This is a genomic window from Nonomuraea monospora, assembly GCF_039531895.1.
In the GTDB taxonomy this organism is placed as follows: Bacteria; Actinomycetota; Actinomycetes; order Streptosporangiales; family Streptosporangiaceae; genus Nonomuraea; species Nonomuraea monospora.
On sequence record NZ_BAAAQX010000024.1, the window covers coordinates 165921 to 188047 of the forward strand.

The following is a 22127-nucleotide window of genomic DNA, read 5'->3' on the forward strand; positions in this document are numbered from 1 at the left end:
TCAGACATCTGATGTTTACCGGGGATCCGGGCAGACCTGCTCGAACGGCTCGTCCCGCAGGTACTGCGTCCATTCCTGCTGGCTCATGGGCTCGCCGAGCTGCTCGCACACGGCGGAGAACGGATCGGCGGGACGGCGCAGCCGCCACAGCCGGGCCGTCCCGTCCTTGCCGCCCGACAGCAGGCCGGAGCTGTCGGCGGTGAAGGCGACCGAGTAGACCGGGGCGCCGTGGCCGAGGAGGGCGGTGATCGGCTTGCTGGTGACGAGGTCCCACAGCTTCACCGTGCCGTCCTTGCCGCCGCTGGCCAGCCGGGACCCGTCGGGGCTGAAGTCCAGGCCGTACACCGGGCCGGTGTGACCCTTGAGCGTGACGACCAGCTTGCCGGTGGCGGGGTCCCAGAGGCGGATGATGCCGTCGTGGCCGCCGCTGGCCAGCCGCGACCCGTCGGGGCTGAAGGCGACGGCGTACACCGCGCCCAGGTGGCCGCGCAGCGACAGGACGGGCCTGCCGGTGCCGCCGTCGCGCAGGCTCACCCCGCCGTTGTAGTCGCCGGTGGCCAGGCGGGAGCCGTCCGGATGGTACGCGGCGGCCAGCACGGGGCCGTTGCCGCCGGGGACGACGGCGACGGACGCGCCGCCCGCGCTCTTCCAGAGCCTGACGTCGCCGTCGTCGCCCACGGTGGCCACCCGCGAGCCGTCGGGCCGGAAGACGGCCGCCTTGACCGGGCCGGAATGGCCCGCCAGCCTGGTGACGGTCCTGCCGGTGCGGGCGTCCAAAATCTCGACGACACCGGAGTGGCCGCTGACCGCCACGCGCGAACCGTCATGGCTGAAGGCGACGCCGTAGAGCCTGCCCTTGCCGTGCTCGTGCGTGACGGGCGGCCCGCCGCCGCTCCACAGCTTCGCGGTGCCGTCCCAGCCGGCGGTAGCCAGGCGCGCGCCGTCGGGGCTGACGGCGACGCCGTGCACGAGCGCCTCATGCCCCTGGTACGTGGTCGCGCGCGTGGTGGTCGTGTCCCACAGCCGCGCCGTCCCGCCCTCGGCGATGGCGACCAGGCGGGTGCCGTCCGGGCTGAAGGTGAGGTCGTACACGGCGCCCTCGTGGCCCGCCAGGAAGGTGACGACCTCGCCGGTCCTCCCGTCCGACAACCGCACGTCGCTGTCGTGGTAGGTGCTCGCCAGCAGGGATCCGTCAGGGCTGAAGACGACCTGGCGCAGCTCCCCTGTCTGCTCCGCCATGGTGGCGATGGCCTTGCCGCTGCGCACGTCCCACAACCGCACCGTCCGGTCGCCGCCGGCGCTGGCCAGGCGTGCCCCGTCGGGGCTGAACTCCATGGCATCGATCTGCCCGGCATGTCCATGAAGTTCGGCGAGCAGCCTTCCTGAGGACGCTTCCCACACCTTGACCACCCCGGGACCGGCGGCCGCCATCCGGGACCCGTCACGGCTGAACACCGCGTAACCGATCTTGCCGAGCTGAGCGATCAGATCGCCGGTGGCCGCGTCCCTGAGTTGCGCCGTCTTGCCCAGCACGAGCAGGCGGGAGCCGTCCGGGGAGAAGCCGAACTCCTCGGGCGACGTGAGCTTGCTGATCTCCCGTCCCGTGACGCCGTCCCGCAGGGAGAGGCCGTCTCCCCGCAACAACGCCCAGCGGGAGCCGTCCGCGTTGAACTCGTCGAAGTAGGCCTGATAGTCCTGTCGCCCGGAGACCGTCGCGACCGCCTCGCCGGTGGTCAGGTCCCACAACTGCGCTGCCCTGGCGCTGCTCGTGGCCAGGCGTGAGCCGTCCCGGCTGAAGGCGACGAACACGGTGCTGTCGACGAGACCGGAGAGAGTGACGACCGCCTTGCCGGTAGCGGTGTCCACGACCCGCACCGCGTTGGAGCCCCCGCTGACGGCTAGGAGCGAGCCGTCGGGGCTGAAGCTGGGGTAAGGAGTGCCGGCGGCGCCTTCGATGGGGGCGCCGATCGGCGCGCCGGTCACCGCGTTCCAGAGCTGCGCCACCCCCGTCTGGCTCACGGTCAGCGCCCTGGACGCGTCCTCGTTGAGCTCCATCCGCGACGCCTCCGCGGCCAGGCCCCTGAAGACCGGGATGGCGCCGCCCGTGTGCCCGTCCCAGAACCGCAGAACGCCGTCGCCGTTGCTGGTGACCAGGCGGGACCCCGCCTTGTCGAAACTGACGAAGACCACGCCCTGCCGCAGAATCGCACGTTCCGGGTCGTGGAGCTGCTTGAGCAGGCTCAGCCTGGCCTCGTCCGTGGGCGCGACGTGCCAGGCCGCCGTGCTGAGCCGCCGCGACAGGTCGATGTCGGTGTCGCCGATGTTCTCGCTCTGCGCCGCGAGCTGCCGCGACAGCGCCCGCGCGCGTTCCCGCGCGGCGTCCGCCGCCATGTACGTGGTCGCGCCGAAACCGGCCACGGACATGACCAGCAGCGCCACCAGGGTGATCAGGCTCAGCCGCCACCGCAGGGCGCGGCGCGCGGCGGCCCCCTGACCGGCCCGCAGGAACTCCCGCGTGTGATCCGTCAGCGCCGGGTACCGCCCCGGGTCGGTGCGCCACAGCGTGGCGGCCTCGTGGGCGGCCGACAGCCGGGTGCCGCGGTAGAGGAAGGCGGGATCGCGCTCGTGGCGCGTCCAGTCGGCGGCGTCCTCCCCCAGTTGCTGGTGGATGAGCAGGGTCGTCCTGTCGGTCTCGATCCAGAGCCGGAGCTGGGGCCAGGCGCGGATGAGCGCCTCGTGGGCGATCTGCGCGGTGTCGGCGTGCACGGTCAGCAGCCGGGCGCGGACGAACCGGTCGAGCACCTCGCGGGTGCTGGCGTACTGCGGGGAGTCCGCGGCGGGCAGCAGGTCGGACAGCGGCAGGACGCGGCGGGTGTCGTCCTGGCCTTCGCCGAGCCGGACCAGGCGGGTCAGCAGCAGCCGGGCGCTCTGGCGTCCGTGCAGGTCGAGGTGGTCGTGGGTGGCGTCGGCGGTGCGGGCGATGGCCTGCCGGATGCCGCCGGTCGCGCGGTAGCCGGCCATGGTCAGCACGCTGCCCTCGCGGTGCTGCCAGGTGACCAGGAGGGCGTGCGACAACAGGGGGAGCATGGCCGCGCCGCCCGGCCGGGGCTCGGTGTCGCCCGGGTCGTGGCCGAGGTCCTCCAGGATCAGCTCGATCAGGCCGGGCTGCAGGGCGAGCCCGGCCTGCCGCGCGGGGCCCTCGATGGTCTGGCGCAGTTGCGCGGGCGTCATCGGGCCGACGACGACGGCGTGCCCGAGCGCGGGGACGAGCTGCCCGTGCGCGGCGCAGTGGCCGAAGAAGTCGGCTCGCACGCCGATGACGACCGCGGCCCTGGCGGCCAGGGCGTGCAGGGCGTGGACGAAGACGCGGCGCTGCTCCTCGTCGGCGCAGGCGGTGAAGACCTCCTCGAACTGGTCCACGATGACGACCGCCTGCCGGGCGCCCAGCGCCCCCTCGAACAGGACGGCGAGCGCCCCGGGATCGCCTTCCAGCCGGGCGCGCAGGTCGGCCGGGTGTGCGCCGTCCGTCCGGGCGCGCAGGTCGGCCGCGTGCGGGTCGGCCGGGTGGGCTCGCGGGCCGGTCGGGTGCGGGTCGGCCGGGTGGGCTCGCGGGCCGGACGGGCGGGAGCCGTCCAGGTGGGCGAAGCGGGCGGCCAGCGTGCCCACCGGGTCGGAGCCCGGCGTGAGGACCGCGATCTCCGTGCCGGGCGAGCACCGCAGCGAGGAGACCAGCCCCGCCCGCAGCAGCGAGGACTTCCCCGATCCCGAAGGCCCGGTCACCACCAGCAGCTCCCCCGTGGCGACCTGCTGGGCCACCCGGTCGACGAGCACCCGCGTCAGCTCCGTGCGTCCGAAGAAGTAGGCGGCGTCGTCCGGCCCGAAGGCGGCCAGCCCCTGGTAGGGGCTGAACCCCGGCCGGTCGGTGCCGCCGCGCGCCGGGTTGGGCGCGAGCGGCTGCCGGTCGCCCTGGTCGGTGGCCTGGCGGCGCGGCGGCGCGAAGCCGCGCGCGGGGAGCGTGCGCGACAGGCAGCGGTAGACGTCGTCGAGGGTGAGCAGGCCGGGCGCGGCAGGGTCGCCGACGGTGAGCAGCTCCAGCAGCGCTCCGGTGAACGCGGTGTGCCGCTCCCCCGCCGGTGCCCAGGCGGCCTGGTCGCGCCCGGCGGCGGTCAGCAGGTACGTGCCCTGCGGCGTGGCGTCCAGCACCTGGCGTCCGGGATCGCGCGCGCCGGGTGTGGCCCGGCCGGAGAAGCAGCAGTCGAGGATCACCAGGACGTGCGGCGCCGCGCACCGCGCGAGCGCCTGCCGCACCGCCGCGTACGGCAGCGCCTGGTGCTGGATGATGCCCTCGCCAGGATCGACGGTCGCGTACGTGGCGAGGTACAGCTCTCCGTCGGCCCCCACCAGCCCGTGGCCGACGTAGTGGAACACCAGGGCGTCGCTCGCCTGCCCTGCGGCCTCGACCAGGGCCGCCCCCAGCTCCACCGGGTCGGCCGGATCGATCAGCGTGGTGAGGCCCGCCGGGGCCAGACCGGCCCGCTCCACCAGGCATCGGCCCAGGTCGGCAACGGTGTCCGCGACAGAGCCGACGGCCGGCAGACGGGAGCCCGCTGCGTACGCGCCCGACCCCGCCACCACGACACGGGCACCTGGAGAGTCGAGCAAGAGGTGTGGCATATCCCGGACCGCCCCTCTTTACCTTGCGTGAGCGATTCACTACGCAAGCAATATCAGACCGGAGCGGGCTGGATGCCCCCTTTTTACCCTGGAAGACGCGCGTGTCATGAACCGCAGGCGACCCGGACCTCGGCGATCAGCCCGGCCGCCGCGTCGATGGTGCGGTTGATCTCCCCGGACGTGCCGCCGACGCCCGCGAGCAGCGCCTGCGCCCGTTCGCCGAAGTTCTCCGGCGCGGACGGCAGCCGGCCGGCGGAGGCGACCATGCCCTTCTCGTTGATCAGCCACGCCCCGTCGGCCGCGTGCAGCGCCTGGCAGGCCACGCCGACCGCCCGGAACAGCGCTCCCGCCGCGTACGCGGGGTCGCGCCCGGCGGCGCCGTACCTGGCGATGGTGACGGCGAAGTCGCACTCCCACAGCCCCGCGATCAGCGCCTTCCGCAGGGCGGGCGGGTAGTGCGCGGCCTCCGCGCGCAGGGCGGCGAGCTCGCCGGTCGGGTCGGCGAGCACCTGGCAGAGCGCCACCTCCCCGGCGTAGGCGTGCGAGTAGAAGCCCAGCGGGTGGCCCGCCTGGACGCCGATCTCGTAGCGGCCCGCCCGGCAGTCCTGCCAGACCCGGTGGACGCGGTCGAGGTCGCGGTAGATCCAGTCCACCCGCCATCCGTCCACGGTGAGCCAGCCGCCGCCGTCCACCCAGGGGCCCCAGCCGCCGGGCTCCGTCACGTCGGTGTCCTGGCCGGTCACCTCCCGCGCGAGCGCCCGCAGCGCGGGGACGTCGAGCCGGTCGCGGTAGTAGAGGCCGAGGTCGATGTCGCTGTCGGGGCGGTGGGTGCCGCGGGCACGGCTGCCGCCGAGGACGACGGCCACGACGCCGGGCACCGCGAGCAGCCGGCCGGCGATGGCGTGAAGATCGGGCTCCTGCACGGTACGAGCCTAGCGAGGCGTCGGCGCCCGGCCCGGGCTGTCCGGCCTGGGGTGACCGGCCTGGGCTGACCGGCCTGAGCTACTCGGCCTGAGCTACTCGGCCGCCCCTAGGATGAGGGGCATGCTGACGATCCGGACGTCGCCGGTGGCGGGTTGATGGCGGTCGCCGTCGAGGGGCTGCTGCGGGAGCTGGCGCCGCAGGTGCTGGGCACGCTGGTACGCCGCTACGAGCAGTTCGACATGTGCGAGGACGCCGTGCAGGAGGCGCTGCTCGACGCGTCCGTGCAGTGGCCGAGGGACGGCGTGCCGGACAACCCGCGCGGCTGGCTGGTCACCGTGGCCGCGCGGCGGGTCGTCGACCACGTGCGCAGCGAGCACGCGCGCCGGCGGCGCGAGGAGAGCGTGGCGGTCAGCGTGGCGGCCGACGAGCTGCTGGCGCCGGCGCCGGGCGAGGAGCGGTCAGGGGATCGCGACGACACGCTGACGCTGCTGTTCCTGTGCTGCCATCCGGCCCTGTCGGTGACGTCGCAACTGGCGCTGACGCTGCGGGCGGTGGGCGGGCTGACGACGGCGCAGATCGCCGGCGCGTTCCTGGTTCCCGAGGCGACGATGGGGCAGCGCATCAGCCGGGCCAAGCAGCGGATCAAGGCCACCGGGGCGGAGTTCAGGATGCCGCCGGAGGCCGAGCGGGACGAGCGGCTGCGGGTGGTGCTGCACGTGCTGTACCTGATCTTCAACGAGGGTTACACGGCCACGTCGGGGCCGGAGCTGCACCGGGCGGAGCTGACGGGTGAGGCGATCCGGCTGACCAGGGCGGTGCTGCGGCTGCTGCCCGGCGACGGGGAGATCATGGGGCTGCTGGCGCTCATGCTGCTCACCGAGGCGCGCCGCCCCGCCCGTACGGACGCGGGCGGGCGGCTGATCCCGCTGGCCGAGCAGGACCGCGGGCTGTGGGATCGGCGGCTGGTGGCAGAGGGGGTGGAGCTGGTCACCAAGGCGCTGTCCTCGACGGCGGTGGGGCCGTACCAGCTCCAGGCGGCCATCGCGGCCGTGCACGACGAGGCGCCGACCGCCGAGGAGACGGACTGGCCGCAGATCCTGGCGCTGTACGGGGTGCTGGCGGGCATCGAGGACAATCCGGTCGTCCGGCTCAACCAGGCGGTGGCCACGGCCATGGTGCATGGGCCGCGCGCGGGGCTCGGCGTGCTCGATGAGCTGGCCGGCGACGAGCGGATGGCCGGGCATCACCGGCTGGCGGCCGTGCGGGCGCACCTGCTGGAGATGGACGGCGACGCGAAGGGGGCGGTGGCCGCGTACCGGGAGGCCGCGCGGCTGACCACGAGCCTGCCCGAGCAGCGCTACCTGGAGGAACGGGCGACCCGCCTGTCTTGACAATGATTTTTTTCGGTGCCATCGTTCCCCCATGGACGAAGTGGCCGTGATCGAGGACGCCGCGGCGGCCGAGGCGTCCCTCGACCCGATGCGGTCGAGACTGCTGGCCGAGCTGGTGCAGCCCGGCTCGGCCACCTCGCTGGCGGCCAAGGTCGGCCTGGCCAGGCAGAAGGTCAACTACCACCTGCGCACGCTGGAGCGGCACGGCCTGGTGGAGCTGGTCGAGGAGCGCAAGAAGGGCAACGTCACCGAGCGCGTCATGCAGGCGACGGCGGCCTCGTTCGTGATCTCCCCCACCGCGCTGTCCGCCGTGCAGCCCGATCCCGCCAGGTCGCCCGACCGGCTGTCGGCCCGCTGGCTGCTGGCGCTGGCGGCGCAGCTCGTCCGCGACGTCGGCACGCTCATCACCGGTGCGGCGAAGGCGCAGAAGCGGGTGGCGACGTTCGCCATCGACGGCGAGGTGCGCTTCGCGTCGGCGGCCGACCGGGCGGCGTTCGCCGAGGAGCTGGCGCAGTGCGTCACCACGCTGGTCGGCAAATATCATGACGAGTCCGCCGCGGGCGGGCGTGACCATCGGCTGATCGTCGCCGTCCACCCCTCCGTGAACGGCAAGAAGGAGCACTGAGGTGGGCCGCGACTTCGAGCTGCCGATGGAGGCCACGGTCGGCGCCACCCCCGAGGAGGTCTGGGACGCCATCTCGACCGGGCCGGGCATCGACTCCTGGTTCATGGGCCGCACCGAGGTGGCCGAGGGCGTCGTGCGCACCGCGTTCGGCGCGTTCGACCTGCCGCCGTCCACCGTCACCGCCGCCGAGCCGCTGCGGCGCCTCGCCCACTCCAGCGACAAGGCGGACGACGGGCGGTTCGTCGCCTACGAGTTCCTGGTCGAGGGCCGGGAGCGGGGCAGCACCCTGATCCGCATGGTGACCAGCGGGTTCCTGCCGGGTGACGACTGGCAGGACGAGTTCGAGGCCATGTCCAGGGGGCTGGAGATGTACTTCGCGACGCTGGTGGAGTACCTCGGCCATTTCGCGGGGCGGGTGGCGACGCCGGTCACCGAGTTCGGGCCGCCGGTCTCGGACTGGGCGGCTGCCTGGGAGCGGCTGTACGCCGCCGCAGGTGGGGTGCCCGGCGTGGGGGACCGGGTGGAGATCGGCGGTGTCGAGGGCGTCGTGTACTACCGCAACTCCCAGACGCTCGGGATCCGCTCCGGAGAGGCCATGTACCGGTTCATGCAGGGGTTCGGCGGGATGATGATCGCCTCGCATCTGCTGTTCGAGGGCGGCGAGGAGCAGGGACCGCGGTGGCGGGCGTGGCTTCAGGAGCTCTACGCCGGGTGACGGGCCGTGCTTGCGCTCTTCGCGGGGTGACGGGCCGTGCTTGCGCTCTTCGCGGAGTGACGGGCCGTGCTTGTGAGCGGCCCCCTCCGAGGTGAGCGAGCCTGCGCAGAGGGCAGGAGTGACGGGGTGAAGGTCGTCGCGATCTCCGACACGCACGCGCCCAGGCGCTGGCTCGGGTGCCCGCCCCGGGTGGCCGAGCATCTGCGCGGCGCGGACGTCATCCTGCACGCGGGCGACGTCTGCGTGCCGTCGGTGCTGGCCGAGCTGGCCGCGTACGCGCCCGTCCACGTCGTGAAGGGCAACAACGACGGCCCGGACGTGGAGGCGCCGGAGACGCTGGAGCTGACCCTCGACGGGCTGCGCGTCGGCATGATCCACGACAGCGGCCCCGCCAAGGGCCGCCTGGCCCGCATGCGGCGCCGCTTCCCGCACGCGGACCTGGTCGTCTTCGGTCACTCGCACATCCCGCTGGACGAGTCGGGCGACGGCCTGCGCATCTTCAACCCGGGCTCTCCCACCGACCGCCGTCGCCAGCCGCACGGCACGCTGGGCCTGCTCACGATCGAGCGCGGCGCGCTGACCGGCGCCGAGATCGTGCCCGTCACTCCTTGACGACGTCGTCGCGCGCCTGGCCCAGCTCGGTGGCCAGCTCCTCCATGACCTTGGCGTAGCCGAGGTAGCTGTAGCGCTCGGCCGCGTGCCACGGGTAGAGCTGTCCGGCCTTGACGGCGGGCAGCTTGGCCCAGGTGGGCTTCTTGGCCATCTCCTCGATCTTCATGGACTGGGCGCGGGCGTCCACGAGGATCACGTCGGCCTCGTACTTGTCTGCATTCTCCCAGCTCAGCACCTCCCAGAAGCCACCCTCGCTCTCCGTGGGCCTCTCCGGATAGACGATCTTCAGCCCCAGGTCGTCGCCCCAGTACTTGATGTCGGGGTGGTCCGGCAGATAAGCCACGTACAAGGACTCGGGCGTGCCGGTGACGATCATGACGCTGAGGTCGGGCTTGTCGGCGGCGAGCTGCTTCAGCGCGGCGCCGGCGTCCTCGAAGCGCTTCCTGGCCTCGGCCACGGGCGCCGCGTTCAGGTCCGCGCCGAGGGCGGCGGCGAGCTGCCCGTACTTCTCGATGATCTGCACCAGGGGCTTGCCGCTGAGCTGCACGCCGACGCTCGGGGCGATCTGGTCGACCGCCGCGACGGACTGCTCGGGGACGTACCAGAGCGCGTCCTTCACGTACATGCCCGCCACCAGCAGATCAGGCTGGAGCGCGGCGTACTTCTCGACGTTGAACTCGCCCCACACGTTCCCGATCGACTCCACCTTGGTGATGTCGACCTCGCCCACCTCGGGGTCGCGCCCGCCGTCCTTCAGCTTGTGCGGCCCGAACACCCCGACCGGCCGCACGCCGAAGTCCCACAGCGCGGCGGCGGCAGCCGACTGGGCGACGACGCGCTGGGGCCGCTGCGGCAGGGAGACGTTCTTGCCGCGGTCGTCGGTCCAGGTCCACGGGCCCTGCGACGCGGGAGCCTGCTCGGACGGCGAGGAGGCGGGCGGCTTGGCCGTCCCGCCGCAGGCGCTGACCGCGAGTAAGGCGGCGACGACGAGGGCGCGTCGCGGAAGTTCGGCCATGGATGCTCCTCATGAGACAGCCTTGTGGTCGGCATATTAGATTAGCCTTACCTAACTTGGAAGTCCCCTCGGTGGAGTACGCGCCCCCGCCCCGTACGACGGGCGGCGTAGCCCGAGCGGCGACGCCCGGACGATGTGCGACCAGCCCTTCCGCAAGATCCTGGAGACCTTAAGGGCGGCGGTAAGCCGACGGGAACGCGACCGTAAGCGCCCTCCAGCACTCTGATCTCAGATCACAGAGAACAGAAGGGTCAGACAGATGAGCCAGCCGTACATCCTCCAGGACGACATCCGCCTCCCCGGCTTCACCGGCACCGTCCACCTGCCCGGCGACGCCGGCTACGACGAGGCCCGCCGCTCCCTGAACCCGGCCGTGGACTCCCGCCCGGCCCTGATCGCCGAGGCGCAGAGCGCCGGCGACATCCGGATCGCGCTGCTGGCGGCCCGCGCCCACGGCGTCCCGTTCGCGGTCCAGTCCACCGGGCACGGCACGCACGCCCCCTGCGACGGCGGCATCCTCGTCAAGACCTCCCCCATGGCGTCGGTCCTGGTGGACCCGGCCCGCCGGATCGCCCGCGTCGGGCCGGGCGCGCGCTGGAGCGAGGTCATCGCCGCCGCCGCCCCGTTCGGCCTGGCCCCGCTGTCGGGCTCGGCGCCGTCGGTGGGCGTCACCGGCTACACGCTCGGCGGCGGGCTCGGCTGGCTGGGCCGCAAGCACGGGTTCGCCGCCGACAGCGTGCTGCGCGCCGAGGTGCTGCTGGCGGACGGCCGGCAGGTGACCGCGAGCCCCGACAGCCACCCCGAGCTGTTCTGGGCGCTGCGCGGCGGCGGTGGCGGGTTCGGCGTCGTCACCTCGCTGGAGTTCCGCCTCTACCCGGTCTCGGAGGTGTTCGCCGGGTTCGTGTACTTCCCGATCGAGGTGGCGGAGCGGGCGCTGAAGGCGTACCGGACCTGGATCGACCAGGCCCCCGACGAGATCAGCACCGCGATCGTGCTCAGGCGCATGCCCGCCGACGAGCAGACGCCGGCGGCGGTGCGCGGCAGGCACGTGGTCATGCTCAAGGTCCTGTACGCCGGAGCGTCCGACGAGGCCCGGCGGCTGCTCGCGCCGCTCTTCCAGGCGGCCGGACCGGCGCTGCTCGACGAGACCCGCACCACCACCTACGGGGGCGCCGCCATGGGCGGGACGCCGAACCGGCACATGGACATGTTCGACACCGTGCCCGACGAGGTCATCTCCGCGCTGGTGCGGGCCGCCGAGCACGCGCAGACCGTCGAGATCAGGCACTGGGGTGGCGCCCTGGCCCGTCCCGCTTCGGATGCCGGTCCGGTGAGCCACCGCTCCACCAAGCTGTCGGTCATCGTGGACACCGTGGTGCCGGGCCTGGCCGAGGAGCTGCGGCCGTACGCCAACGGCGGGACGTTCCTGAACTTCCTGGCCGACCCGTCGCGGACGGCCGCCGCGTACACCGGGGTGGACTACGGGCGGCTGCGCGAGGTCAAGCGGGCCTACGACCCGGACGGGTTCTTCCGCGTCGGCCACGTCGTCTCCGCCTGAGGTGCCCTGCCGCGTACCCCCGCGCCGTAAGCGTCGGTCGCTTTGTGGATGAGATCGGGCGCGGGGTCGGCCGGCCAGGAGATAATTGCATAGCGTTCTTCGAGATTGAGTCCCGTGCCGTCCACGTACGAATCGCGGCCTGTGGCGTGCACGCGCAGACGGTAGAAACCCGGGCCTTTCCACGCCAGGTTCGGCACCTCGTCCGCGAGCTGCACCGTCACCTCCACCCGGCCCATACCGAGGCCGGTGACGATGATCGCGCCGTCCGGCCCCGCGGCTATCAGGCCGTTGGGAAACGTCTCCGGATAGGGCGGGCCCGCTTCGTCGTGCGGGCGGATCTCGATCTGGTGGTAGGACAGGTGAATGAATTCTCGGAATGACTCGCCGGTCATCCGGGACATGCTACTGGCGGAACCGCCCTGCGCCCGGCCTCAGCTCACTACGCCGCTGAGCTCGTTCGGTGGCTGCGGCAGCGAAGTGCTCCCGGTGACCTTCCCCGAGGCGAAGTCCACGGCGTGCAGCCGCTTGCCCGCCGGGTCGCTCACGTACACGACCTGACCGCGGACGAAGATGTTCGGCCTCGGCCGCTGCCACTCCAGCGGCTCCGTCCACTCGCCGAGCACCTTGATGGTCCTGACGACCTTCCCCGCGCCGGGGTCGATGACGTGAACGGCCCCGTCGGTCCCGAGGACGAGGGGTTCGCCCTGCGGGCCGCGCGCCAGCGACCGGAACGTGTAGCTGGTGCCCAGGTCCACGAGCTTCAGCTTGCCGGTGGTGGTGTCGATGAGGGAGACCTGGGTGGGGCGTTCCAGCTCGGCGTCCGGGTCCTTCTTGTAGTCGCCGAGGACGACCGGCGACAGGTCGGAGCCGGACTGGTTGCCGATCCTGCCGTACTCGTCGGGGCTGTCGATCTTGGTGATCTTCCCGTCCCGGTAGAGCAGGACGCCGTCCTCGCAGCCGATCACGACCGCCTCGTCCTGGGCGGTGGCCTCGCCGTGCACGCCGGGGCAGTCCTCGTTGCGGGTGACCTCCTTGCGGTCCTTGTCCAGGACGAGGATGCCGGTGCGCTTCTCCTCTGTGCCGAGGGTGACGACCAGCTCGCCGTTCTCCAGCTTGATCGCGACGCCGTGGTGGGCGCTGGCGCTCTTGTAAACCTCGCCCTGGGGCAGGCCGGCGGCCAGCTCGTCGGGGTCGAAGAGGGTGACCTCGCCGGTGCCGTCCGCGAACAGGACGGTGGTGCCGGCGTGCCGGACCACGTGCCCCGGCTTGGCGCCCTTGAACTCGTCGCTCTTCAGCGTGGCGGAGGCGGCGTCCAGGACACGGAAGCCGGTCGAGGTGGAGACGAGCACGTGCCGGGCGTCCCCCGCCGGGTTGACGCGGTTGTACCCGGCGAGCGGGATGTCCTGGGCCAGCTCCAGGCTCTGCCCGTCGACGACGTACAGGCCGCCGTCGTAGGTCATCACGACGGGGTCCGCGACCGTCTTCTGCGGGGTCGTCGTCGGGGGCTGCGCGGTCGCGGGTTCCTGGGCGGCGCCGCAGGCGGTGAGCAGGAGGGCTCCGGCGAGCAGCGTCGCCGGGGCGGCGATCCGGGTCATGGGTGGTGCACCTTTCTGTTGTGAGGGGGTCTCAACGGCCGCTGAGGCCGTCGACGATGGCTTTCGTGTTGCTGCGCACCATGTCGAGGTACGTGGCCGCGCCCGGCGTCCTTCGGCTCAGCGACTCCGAGAACAGGGGGACGACCTCGACGTCCACGCCCGCCTCCGAGGCGAGCACCTGGGCGAGCCGGTCCGGCTGCGAGGAGTCGGCGAAGATCGCCTTGACGCCGGTGCGCCGGATCGCGTCGCTGAGCGACTTCAGGTCCGAGGCGCTCGGCGAGGCCAGCGTGGTGCCGCTCGGGATCACGGCCCCGACGACCTCGAACCCGTACCGCTGGGCGAAGTAGCCGAACACGTGATGGTTGGTCACCAGCCGCCGCGCCCCTGCGGGCACGGTGGCGATCTGCTGCCCGACCCAGGCGTCGAGCTGCTCGACCTGCTCGCGGTACGCCGCGGCGGCGGCCCGCACGGCGTCGGCGTCCACGCCGTCCACCCGGGCGACGACCTGCTCGGCGATCAGGTCCACGGCCTTGGCCACGCGCGCGGGATCGGTCCAGAAGTGCGGGTCGGGCTGCCCGGCCGTCTCGTCGGCGGTGAACGTGATCGGGCCGGCCCCCTCCGCCACGGCCAGCGCGGGCACCCCGGCCCGTTCGGCCGCCTCGACGTTGCGCAGCACGCCCTCCTCCAGGCCGAGCCCGTTGTAGACGATCAGGTCGGCGGCCTCGATCCGCGCGGCCTCCTGGGCGGAGACGCCGAACGAGTGCGGGTCGGAGTCCGGCTTCATCAGCACGGTCACCTCCGCCTCGCCGCCGACGACGGCGCGGGTGACGTCGCCGAGGATGTTCGTGGTGACCACGACGCTCGGCGCCGACCCGCCGCTACTCGCGCAGCCTGCCGCCGCCGCCGTCGTGACGGCGAGCGCCGCCAGGACCCTGAGCAGGGCGTTCATCGTCCGGTCTCCGTCATGTGGGCGGGGGTGAGGCCGGGCTTGAGCGTCCTGGCGCGCCGGAGGCCGTCGTTGTAGTCGATCTCGTGGACGGCCTCGCCCGCCGGGTCGTTGACGTAGGCACGGGCGGTGTCCACCCGGATACTCGTGGAACCCGCGGCCGGGCCGGTGAGCAGCTTCGTCCGTGCGGTCCGTTTGCCGGTGCGGGGGTCGTGGGCGTGCAGGACGCCGTCCGCGGTGAGGGACAAGACCGGCGTGTCGTCGCCGGTGGCGTTCACCGCGACGACGGGGCCGGTCCTCAGCAGCCGCCACGTCCTGCCGGTCACGTCCAGCACCCAGACGCCCGCGTCCCCGGCCTTCGCGGCCAGCGTCGCGCTGCCGGGGCGGTGCCGGAACTCCCGCGCCCGCCCGGCCTTCTCGCGCGGATAGCGGATCTTCACGCCGTCGAACGCTCCGTTCTTCTCGGTGACCAGCAGCGCCCCGTCAGCGCAGCCGAACAGCGCGCCGCGCCGGGTGACGGCCGTCCCCGCCGGGTCCTCGCACCTGCCGACGGTGTTGCCGGGCTCCCCCGTCCTGGCTCTGACCTGCACGGCGTCGTCCTTCGCGACCAGCAGCCGCTCCCCGTACGGCACCACGGCGTCGGCCGTGAGTTTGGCGCCCGTCCCGGCGAGCTCGCCCCTGTCCATGCGGGCCCGGTCGAACAGCGTCACCGTGCCGTCGCCCGACCGGACAGCGGTGATCGCCACGTCGCCCGTCACCTCGTACGGCGGCCGTCCGGCGATCGTGCCGAGGTCGCGTGCGGCGGCGCGGTAGTAGTGCACGTGGTCGCCGTGGTCGACCGTCCACCCGCCGCTGTCGATCACGCGCAGCGCGCCCTCGGCGGTGGTGACGAAGGCGTACCGCCCGTCCCCCTCGATCCCCCGCACGCCGCCTGCCGCGACCTCGGTCGCCTCGCCGGTGACCACGTCGTACACCGCCGCCCGGGCGTCGCCGTCGGACAGGACGAGGCGGAGCTGCGGCTCGGCCGTCTCCTCCGCACCTTCGACGTACCCGTGCGGAACCTCCGCCTCCTCCGCGGTCCTGCCTTCACCCTGCGTGGCACAACCCGCGAGCAGCACCCCCGCCAGGAGGAGACCGATCACCCTCCTCAACTCACCGCTCCCGCCACTCGCACGGGCCGCCGCCGCAACGCATCAGCCAGCGCGGACAGGAAGAACAGCCCCACGGCCACGGCCGCGATCGTGGCGCCGGCCGCCGTGGCCGCGTACCAGGACACGACCAGCCCGGCCACGGTCGAGACGATCCCGATCAGCGCCGCCCCGAGCATGATCGTCGGGATGCGCCGCGCCCACAGCGCGGCGGCGGCCGGCGGCCCGATCAGCAGGCCGAAGACGAGCAGCGTCCCGACGATGTGGAACGACGCCACGATCGCCACCGTGACCAGCCCGAGCAGCAGGACGTGCGCCAGCCGCGGCCACAGGCCGAGGGTGTGGGCCTTGCGCGGGTCGAAGGCGAGCGCGACGAACAGCCGATGCCCGAGCACCGCCACCGCCGCCGTGACCGCCAGCGCCACGCCGAGCCCCGCCAGATCCTGCCCGGTGACGGCGAGCACGTCGCCGAACAGGAACGCGGTCAGGTCCACCGCGAAGGACTGGGAGTGCGAGACGACGATCACGCCCAGCGACAACATCCCGGCGAACAGCAGGCCGATGCTGGTGTCCTGCGACAGGCGGGCGGAGCGGCTGAGGACGCTCACCCCGTACGCCATGCCGCCCGCACTGAGCAGCGCGCCGATCAGGACGTTCACCCCTGCCAGGGAGGCGAGCGCCACGCCGAGGAGCATTCCGTGCGACATCGCGTCGCCCAGGAAGGCCATGCCGCGCAGCACCACCCAGGTTCCGGCGAGGGCGCAGAGGAGGGAGACGAGGAGGCCCGCCCAGAGCGCTTGCCGGACAAACGACACCTGAAAGGGATCAAACAACCAATCCATGGAGAGGGACTCTACAATGAAAACCGTTGTCATTTCCAACTGAGGCCAAAGCCAACAGGGTCTTGTCCCGGAGCGGTGGCGGGTTCCAGGTGCGGGCGGCTGCGTTCTCCCACGCTGTGGTGAACACCGCTGCCGTCAGGTCGGCCGGCAGCACGCCGTCGCCGCGCTCGGTGCGCAGACGGGTCAGCGTCCGGCGGTAGGAGCGCGCTCGACGGCGTGCCGTACGAGCTCGCTCGCGACGCGCTGCCGGCCGGGTACGCATTCGGGGATCACCGGCCGTCCCGGGCACCCAGTAGGTCAGCCGTGTCCGCGGACGCGGTTCGGGCTTTTCTGATCGGCGGAGGCTTTCTGAAACAGCGTGTACAGGTAGAGCAGGGCCGGGATGAGGATCACCGCGCCCACGGACAGGGCGATGAGCAGGGCGAGCAGGGTGGCGCGGCCGGAGGCGGCCTGCTCGACGGTCAGTGCGGGCAGCAGCAGGTACGGGTACTGGGCCACCGCCCAGCCCACCAGGATCGCGATGACGGCGAGCGCCGAGGCGATCCGGGCGGCGACGTACCGGCGGGACAGCAGCAGGCCGAGAGCGGCGAGCCCGGCGACCACCGACACCAGCACCACCGGCAGGCCGCGACCGGTCAGCCCCTCGAACAGCCGGGGCGCGTCCGCCCGCAGCACCGCGATGCCGGCCAGTCCTGCCGCCCCCGTGACGACGGCGGCCACCAGGGCGCGGCGGCGGAACGCGCCGGCCAGGGCGTGCTCGCCGTCGCGGCGGGCATCCTCGCACAGGAACACCGCGGCCAGGTAGGCGCAGACGAGCACGGCCAAGGCGCCGCCCAGCAGCGAGGTCGGGTTGACCCAGCTACTCACGACGTCGCCCGCCCCGATGGCGGGCGGCACCCGGCCGGAGGCCACCGCGCCGACGACCGTACCCAGGAAGAACGGCGTGAGCAGCGACGACAGCGCGAACGCGGCGCCGAAGAAGCGGCGCATCCCCAGAGCGCCGACGCTCTTGCGGTAGGCGAACGCCGCGCCGCGGGCGATGATCCCGAACGCGGCCAGGGTGAGCGGGATGTACAGGGTGGTGACGGCGGCGGCGAACCCCCTGGAGAATCCGGTCCACAACACCACCAGCACGAAGATCAACCAGACGTGGTTGGCCTCCCACACCGGGCCGATCGAGCGTTCGATCCGATCACGGACGGCGTGTCCCCGTTCGGTGCCGCCCGCCAGCAGGTCCCAGATGCCGCCGCCGAAGTCGGCACCGCCGAACAAGGCGTAGGCGATCAGGCCGGCGAACGCCGCTCCCAGCACCGTCTCGGCGAGTGTCATGGCACCTGTTCCTGCTCTTGCGCCTGTCCCCGCTCCTGCGGTGCCAGGATGTCGCGGCCGCGTGCCAGCCTGCGCAGCACGACCACCGTGAACACGGTCAGCACGGTGTAGACGACGATCACCGCCACCAGCCCCCAGGCGAGCCCGTCGGCGGGGCTGACCGCGTCGGCGGTGCGCATGAGGCCGTAGACGATCCACGGCTGCCGGCCCACCTCCGTGGTGATCCATCCGGCCTCCATCGCCACCACCGCCGCGACCCCGGACACGGCGACGGCGCGCAGGAACCAGGCGGTGTGCGGCAGCCGTCGTCGCCGCCACCACCACAGGCCGAACCAGGCGGCCAGCCCCAGCAGCGCGGTGCCGATGAGGACCATCGCGTTGTAGGCCAGATGCACGACGTTGACCGGTGGCCGCTGGCCGGGAGGTATCTCCTCCAGACCGGGCACCACACCGTCCGGGTCGTGGTGGATCAGCAGCGACAACCCGTACGGGATCTCCAGGGCGTACCGGAGTTCGTCATCGGCGTAGATGCCGCCGAGCGACAGACCGGCCCCGGCGGTCGTCTCGTACAGGCCCTCCATCGCGGCCAGCTTGGCGGGCTGGTTGTCGGCGACGGTGTTGGCGATCCAGTCGCCCACGCCGATCTGCACCGGGGTGATGACCGCGGCGACGGTGAGCGGGATGAGCAGCCCCATCCGGTGGTGGCGATCACGCCGCCCCCGCAGCATCGCGACCGCGTACACCGAGGCGACCAGGAACCCGGTGACCACGAACGCGGCCAGCCACATGTGGGTGAACTGCGGCCACGTGGACGGCCCGAACATCGCCGCCCAGGGCCTGGCGTCCACCACGTTCCCCTGCGGGTCCAGGCGGAACCCGGTCGGGTTGTTCATCCAGGCGTTGGCCGACACGACGAAGAACGCGCCCGCGATCCCGGCGGCGACCATCGGCAGCGCGCTGAGCATGTGCGCCCGCGGCGACAGGCGGTCCCAGGCGAACAGGTAGACCCCGACGAAGATCGCCTCTATGAAGAAGGCGAAGCCCTCCAGCACGAACGGGAAACCGAACACCTCGCCGAAGCGGTCCATCAGCCTCGGCCACAGGATGCCCATCTCGAAGGACAGCAGCGTTCCCGACACCGCGCCGGCCGCGAACAGCACGCCCATCGCCTTGGCCCACGTGTGCGCCAGCCCGGTCAGCACCGGATCGTCGCGCCGATGGCCCAGCCATTCGGTGAACACCACGATGGCGGGGAAGGCGATGCCGAAGCAGGCGAAGATGATGTGCCAGCCCAAGGTGAGTGCCATCTGGGTACGCGCGAACAGCAGATTCTCGACGCCGTCGGCTGCGACGAGCTGAAGCGCATTCATACGTCTCCTCGGTCTGCCTGGGGTCCACGCCGCCGTTCGATGGTCCGTACCCGTTGTCGGGAGCTTGGATCCACCCGGCGCCTCCTGGCCGCGACCGTCACCACCAACGCCTCTGCTCTGACCTCCTCCGCAGCGACGGCTCCAGCATGATCAAGGGCCCATCAGCGGATCCGGACGCAGGCGTACGTAGTCGGACGCCGCCTGCGCGAACGCGCGCACGCGGGCGCTCTCGGCGGAGGTCAGCCACACCAGCCGCCACTCGAACGGCCTGCCGTCGTGGATCGGCACGTAGGTGACGTCCGGCCGTGAGTCGTAGCGGCGCGCGTGCGCGGGCACGAGGCAGACGCCCTTGCCCGCCCCGATGAGCGCGAGCATCTCCTGGACGGTGCCGAACGTGCGGCCGCGCGCGATCGGCAGGCCGCCCGGCGTGGTGCGCGGCACCACCAGCGCGCCCACCTCGTCGGTGAAGTCTCTGGGCAGCAGCACCTTGTCGCGGGCCAGGTCCTCCATCGAGACCGACTCGCGGCGCGCCCGGCGGCGGCCAGGTGGGTGGCGTGCCAGGCCGGAGCCGGTGCACCTCGTGCGGCGCCGCCGTCCCGCACCCGCCGTTCGCGGGAACTCGGCCGGCGCGTACGTGAACAGCAGCTCGCGTAGCCGCGCGCGGGTCGTCAGCCTCGCCCGGTTCCGATCCGCCGGATCTGACGCCCTTCCCCTCCGCAGCGCAGGTATCGGCAAATATCGTGCGGATCGCGGCAAGGGCGGCTGCGGGTTCAGCGTCATCATCTTCCGGCAGAGGCCACTGACAGATGGGCCATGAAGCAAGCGGGAGTTGACATAGTGATGGCTGCAAGACCGGTACTGGTCTTGTTCGACCTGGGGCCCGAGGCCCGCTACCCCACCGCGATCAACCAGAATCACGCGGCCGCGCGGTGGGTCGCCGAGCACGGCGCGCAGTACGGGCTGGACGGCTCGCGCGTGGCGGTCGCCGGGGATTCGGCCGGCGGCACCATGGCCGCCGCGCTGACGCTCATGGCCCGGCGACGCGGCGACGTCGCCCTGGCCGGGCAGGTGTTGTTCTACCCGGTCACCGACGCGTCCTTCGACACCGGCTCCTACGAGGAGTTCGCCGAGGGCGGGCCACCGCCGAGCAGCTCGCCGGGCTGCCGCCGGCGCTGGTCATCACCGCCGAAGCCGACGTCCTGCGTGACGAGGGCAAAGCGTACGCGGCGAAGCTGCGCGCGGCAGGCGTGCCTGTCACCGCGGTCCGCTGCCAGCGGATCATTCACGACTTCGTGATGCTCAACGCGCTGCGCGGCATTTTCGCCGCGCGAGCGGCGATCGCCCAGGCCGCCGCGTTCCTGTCCGACGTCCTGCAGACCCGCTGAGGAGAACCGCCATGCTCACCGAACACGAACTCGCCGCCGTCGAGCGCGCGAACACCTCAGGCCTGGCCCCCGTGGTGTTCGTGCACGGCCTGTGGCTGCTGCCCTCCAGCTGGGACCGCTGGGCCGCCCTGTTCGAGGAGGCCGGCTACGCGGCCCTCGCTCCTGGCTGGCCGGACGACCCCGAGACCGTCGCGGAGGCCAGCGCCCACCCGGAGGTGTTCGCCGGGAAGGGCGTCGCCGAGGTCGCCGACCACTTCGCGGAGGCGATCGGGCGGCTGGCCCGCAGGCCCGCCGTGATCGGGCACTCCTTCGGCGGCCTGATCACCCAGATCCTCGCCGGACGCGGCCTGTCGGCGGTCTCCGTGGCGATCGACCCGGCCCCGTTCCAAGGCGTGCTGCCGCTGCCCATCTCCTCGCTGCGGTCGGCGCGGCCGGTGCTGGGCAACCCCGCCAACTACCACCGGGCCGTCCCGCTCACCTACGACCAGTTCCGGTACGCCTTCGCCAACGCCGTCAGCGAGGCGGAGGCCCGGGAGCTGTACGACACCTTCGCCGTCCCCGCGCCGGGCGAGCCGCTGTTCCAGGCCGCGGTCGCCAACGTCAACCCCTGGTCGCAGACCAAGGTCGACACCACCGGCCAGGAACGCGGGCCGCTGCTGCTGATCTCGGGCGAGAAGGACCACACCGTGCCCTGGGCTCTGACGAACGCCGCGTACCAGAAGCAGGCCCGTAACGAGGCGGCCGTCACCGAGATCCTCGAACTCCCGGGACGCGGCCACTCCCTGACCATCGACAGCGGCTGGCGCGAGGTCGCCGAGACGGCCCTGCGCTTCGTCCAGCGCTTCCACTGACCGGCCGCCCATCGCCCAGGGCTCCGGCCGCTGACGTGTCAGCGGCCGGAGCGCTTGTGGTTGCGCCAGTCGCGCGGCGAGTGCCCGTAGGCGGTCTTGAAGACCCGGCTGAAATGGGCGGCGCTGACGAACCCTGACCGGCGGGCGACGGCCTCGATGGTGAGGCGTCCGGCGTCCGGCGCGGCGAGCAGCCGCCGGGCGTGGGCGAGCCGCTGGTCACGAATCCACGGAGCCAGGCTCACCCCGGCCTCCGCCATGATCGTGTAGAGCCGGCGCAGCGAGATCCCGTGCGCGGACGCGATGCGCGCCGGGGTGAGCGCGTGGTCGGTGAGGTGAGCGCGGATGTAGTCGAAGATCCGGCTCTCCAGCGCGTCACGGAGGGCGCCGGCCGAAGCCTTGTCGTCGCGCAGCACACTGGTGAGTGCCGCACGCAGCAGATCGAGGCTCGGCGGCGCCAGTAGCTGGGCCTGCCGGGTGGTCAGCCGCCCTTGAGCCTCGGCCAGCCGCCGCAGGTGTCCGGCCGCCATCTCGGCGACGGGGTCGCCCGCGCCGAGCCGGATCGCGGTGACGGCGGCGAGCGCGTCCCGGCTCAGCCCGAGATCCCGCTGGGTGATACGGAAGTAGTGCAGGTCGATGCCCTGGTCGTTGACCAGCGTGTAGGGCCGCTCGGTGTCGTAGACGGCCAGGTCGCCAGGGCGGAGCACGGCCTGCCTGTCGCCCTGCACGACCCCGCTCGTGCCCGACCGCTGCAGGCTCACGAACACCGACGGCTCCAGATCGTCGTTGACCAGCGCCGGGGTCCGCCGGATCGTCGTCGCGTTGGACCGGATGGTGCAGACGTTCATCCCCGCGACGTCACTGATCCGGCCCCGCGCCTTGATCAGGTCCGGGTCGGGGTGGTGGTCGATCTCCACCCGCACGACCGACTCCCAGATCACCTCTCTGATCGCCTCGGCGCGATCCGGGGGTGCCACCTCTTCCGTGTCGAGGATGAAGGTCATCTCCACTCCATGCTCCGATTCTAGGTAGCTGGTGTTAAGAGGTCGATCCTGGCCGGTTGCGTCTCGATCGCGGTCTGCTGAGCCGGGCCTGCGATCGAGCTTGGGTGGCCCAACCATTTGCGGGGTTCGGGCCGGCCCTGCGCTGC

The 22127-nt window shown here is 72.5% G+C and carries 18 protein-coding genes and 1 pseudogene; 7 read left to right on the forward strand and 12 right to left on the reverse strand.

Going from position 1 to position 22127, the window contains the following annotated elements:
* Window positions 1-15: 15 nt before the first annotated feature.
* Window positions 16-4674: a caspase, EACC1-associated type gene (locus ABD331_RS37670; RefSeq protein ID WP_344486080.1), complete on the reverse strand. Its 4659-nt coding sequence runs from the start codon at window positions 4672-4674 to the stop codon at window positions 16-18.
* Between the two features lie 104 nt (window positions 4675-4778).
* Entirely contained in the window at window positions 4779-5597 is an 819-nt protein-coding gene (locus tag ABD331_RS37675) for a nucleotidyltransferase domain-containing protein (protein WP_344486083.1), read from the reverse strand.
* Between the two features lie 156 nt (window positions 5598-5753).
* Here ABD331_RS37675 and ABD331_RS37680 point away from each other — a divergent pair, with 156 nt between their 5' ends.
* The 4 genes from ABD331_RS37680 (at window position 5754) to ABD331_RS37695 (ending at window position 8941) form a co-directional block, all read left to right on the forward strand.
* On the forward strand, window positions 5754-6989 hold the full coding sequence (locus ABD331_RS37680) for an RNA polymerase sigma factor (protein ID WP_344486086.1): 1236 nt from the start codon (window positions 5754-5756) through the stop codon (window positions 6987-6989).
* Window positions 6990-7020: 31 nt separating this feature from the next.
* Window positions 7021-7614, forward strand: coding sequence for an ArsR/SmtB family transcription factor (locus ABD331_RS37685; RefSeq protein ID WP_344486089.1), 594 nt, complete (start codon window positions 7021-7023; stop codon window positions 7612-7614).
* A 1-nt stretch (window position 7615) separates the two neighbouring features.
* Window positions 7616-8329 (forward strand): SRPBCC family protein, encoded by a 714-nt coding sequence (locus tag ABD331_RS37690; RefSeq protein ID WP_344486092.1) that lies wholly within the window; start codon window positions 7616-7618, stop codon window positions 8327-8329.
* Between the two features lie 126 nt (window positions 8330-8455).
* A complete protein-coding gene (locus ABD331_RS37695) occupies window positions 8456-8941 on the forward strand; it encodes a metallophosphoesterase family protein (protein WP_344486095.1) in 486 nt (161 codons plus the stop codon).
* Here ABD331_RS37695 and ABD331_RS37700 read toward each other — a convergent pair.
* Window positions 8931-9956, reverse strand: a complete 1026-nt coding sequence (locus ABD331_RS37700) for an ABC transporter substrate-binding protein (RefSeq protein ID WP_344486098.1) — start codon at window positions 9954-9956, stop codon at window positions 8931-8933. The genes ABD331_RS37695 and ABD331_RS37700 overlap by 11 nt on opposite strands.
* Window positions 9957-10215: 259 nt before the next feature.
* Between ABD331_RS37700 and ABD331_RS37705 the strand changes: the two genes are divergently transcribed.
* Window positions 10216-11514: an FAD-binding oxidoreductase gene (locus tag ABD331_RS37705; protein ID WP_344486100.1), complete on the forward strand. Its 1299-nt coding sequence runs from the start codon at window positions 10216-10218 to the stop codon at window positions 11512-11514.
* On the opposite strand, the gene ABD331_RS37710 is transcribed toward ABD331_RS37705, so the two are convergent.
* The 8 genes from ABD331_RS37710 to ABD331_RS37745 all read right to left on the reverse strand — a co-directional run bounded on the left by ABD331_RS37710 (window position 11466) and on the right by ABD331_RS37745 (window position 19527).
* Complete coding sequence (locus tag ABD331_RS37710) at window positions 11466-11906, reverse strand: hypothetical protein (RefSeq protein WP_344486103.1); 441 nt, start codon at window positions 11904-11906, stop codon at window positions 11466-11468. The genes ABD331_RS37705 and ABD331_RS37710 overlap by 49 nt on opposite strands.
* A 39-nt stretch (window positions 11907-11945) precedes the next feature.
* Window positions 11946-13109 (reverse strand): zinc metallochaperone AztD, encoded by a 1164-nt coding sequence (gene aztD, locus ABD331_RS37715; protein ID WP_344486105.1) that lies wholly within the window; start codon window positions 13107-13109, stop codon window positions 11946-11948.
* A 31-nt stretch (window positions 13110-13140) separates the two neighbouring features.
* Window positions 13141-14058, reverse strand: a complete 918-nt coding sequence (gene aztC / locus ABD331_RS37720; protein WP_344486108.1) for a zinc ABC transporter substrate-binding protein AztC — start codon at window positions 14056-14058, stop codon at window positions 13141-13143.
* Complete coding sequence (locus tag ABD331_RS37725; protein ID WP_344486111.1) at window positions 14055-15197, reverse strand: WD40 repeat domain-containing protein; 1143 nt, start codon at window positions 15195-15197, stop codon at window positions 14055-14057. The genes aztC and ABD331_RS37725 overlap by 4 nt, the downstream gene beginning before the upstream one ends.
* A gap of 5 nt (window positions 15198-15202) precedes the next feature.
* Window positions 15203-16045 carry a zinc ABC transporter permease AztB gene (gene aztB, locus ABD331_RS37730; RefSeq protein WP_344486114.1) on the reverse strand — a complete coding sequence of 281 codons (843 nt, stop codon included), beginning with the start codon at window positions 16043-16045 and terminating at the stop codon, window positions 15203-15205.
* Window positions 16046-16342: 297 nt separating this feature from the next.
* Window positions 16343-17374, reverse strand: a complete 1032-nt coding sequence (locus ABD331_RS37735; RefSeq protein ID WP_344486117.1) for a cytochrome d ubiquinol oxidase subunit II — start codon at window positions 17372-17374, stop codon at window positions 16343-16345.
* Window positions 17371-18744 carry a cytochrome ubiquinol oxidase subunit I gene (locus ABD331_RS37740; protein WP_344486120.1) on the reverse strand — a complete coding sequence of 458 codons (1374 nt, stop codon included), beginning with the start codon at window positions 18742-18744 and terminating at the stop codon, window positions 17371-17373. The genes ABD331_RS37735 and ABD331_RS37740 overlap by 4 nt, the downstream gene beginning before the upstream one ends.
* 150 nt (window positions 18745-18894) lie before the next feature.
* The gene (locus ABD331_RS37745) at window positions 18895-19527 is read right to left on the reverse strand and encodes a LysR substrate-binding domain-containing protein (RefSeq protein ID WP_344486122.1); all 633 of its coding nucleotides are present in this window, start codon (window positions 19525-19527) and stop codon (window positions 18895-18897) included.
* Window positions 19528-19584: 57 nt separating this feature from the next.
* On the opposite strand from ABD331_RS37745, the pseudogene ABD331_RS61085 reads away from it, so the two are divergent.
* Together ABD331_RS61085 and ABD331_RS37755 are read left to right on the forward strand one after the other, a co-directional pair.
* Window positions 19585-19830: pseudogene (locus ABD331_RS61085) on the forward strand (alpha/beta hydrolase fold domain-containing protein); the annotation flags it as partial.
* A gap of 310 nt (window positions 19831-20140) precedes the next feature.
* On the forward strand, window positions 20141-20980 hold the full coding sequence (locus tag ABD331_RS37755) for an alpha/beta hydrolase (protein WP_344486125.1): 840 nt from the start codon (window positions 20141-20143) through the stop codon (window positions 20978-20980).
* A gap of 38 nt (window positions 20981-21018) precedes the next feature.
* Here the strand turns inward: ABD331_RS37755 and ABD331_RS37760 are convergent, their stop codons facing one another.
* Entirely contained in the window at window positions 21019-21981 is a 963-nt protein-coding gene (locus ABD331_RS37760; protein ID WP_344486128.1) for a helix-turn-helix domain-containing protein, read from the reverse strand.
* Window positions 21982-22127: the final 146 nt, after the last annotated feature.

Excerpts from the sequence above, each read along its gene's own strand:
- ABD331_RS37670 (WP_344486080.1), bottom strand. The coding sequence starts at position 4,674 with ATGCCACACCTCTTGCTCGACTCTCCAGGTGCCCGTGTCGTGGTGGCG.
- ABD331_RS37680 (WP_344486086.1), top strand. The coding sequence starts at position 5,754 with ATGGCGGTCGCCGTCGAGGGGCTGCTGCGGGAGCTGGCGCCGCAGGTG.
- ABD331_RS37685 (WP_344486089.1), top strand. The coding sequence starts at position 7,021 with ATGGACGAAGTGGCCGTGATCGAGGACGCCGCGGCGGCCGAGGCGTCC.
- ABD331_RS37700 (WP_344486098.1), bottom strand. The coding sequence starts at position 9,956 with ATGGCCGAACTTCCGCGACGCGCCCTCGTCGTCGCCGCCTTACTCGCG.
- ABD331_RS37705 (WP_344486100.1), top strand. The coding sequence starts at position 10,216 with ATGAGCCAGCCGTACATCCTCCAGGACGACATCCGCCTCCCCGGCTTC.
- ABD331_RS37710 (WP_344486103.1), bottom strand. The coding sequence starts at position 11,906 with ATGACCGGCGAGTCATTCCGAGAATTCATTCACCTGTCCTACCACCAG.
- aztD (WP_344486105.1), bottom strand. The coding sequence starts at position 13,109 with ATGACCCGGATCGCCGCCCCGGCGACGCTGCTCGCCGGAGCCCTCCTG.
- aztC (WP_344486108.1), bottom strand. The coding sequence starts at position 14,058 with ATGAACGCCCTGCTCAGGGTCCTGGCGGCGCTCGCCGTCACGACGGCG.
- aztB (WP_344486114.1), bottom strand. The coding sequence starts at position 16,045 with ATGGATTGGTTGTTTGATCCCTTTCAGGTGTCGTTTGTCCGGCAAGCG.
- ABD331_RS37735 (WP_344486117.1), bottom strand. The coding sequence starts at position 17,374 with ATGACACTCGCCGAGACGGTGCTGGGAGCGGCGTTCGCCGGCCTGATC.
- ABD331_RS37740 (WP_344486120.1), bottom strand. The coding sequence starts at position 18,744 with ATGAATGCGCTTCAGCTCGTCGCAGCCGACGGCGTCGAGAATCTGCTG.
- ABD331_RS37745 (WP_344486122.1), bottom strand. The coding sequence starts at position 19,527 with ATGATGACGCTGAACCCGCAGCCGCCCTTGCCGCGATCCGCACGATAT.
- ABD331_RS37755 (WP_344486125.1), top strand. The coding sequence starts at position 20,141 with ATGCTCACCGAACACGAACTCGCCGCCGTCGAGCGCGCGAACACCTCA.
- ABD331_RS37760 (WP_344486128.1), bottom strand. The coding sequence starts at position 21,981 with ATGACCTTCATCCTCGACACGGAAGAGGTGGCACCCCCGGATCGCGCC.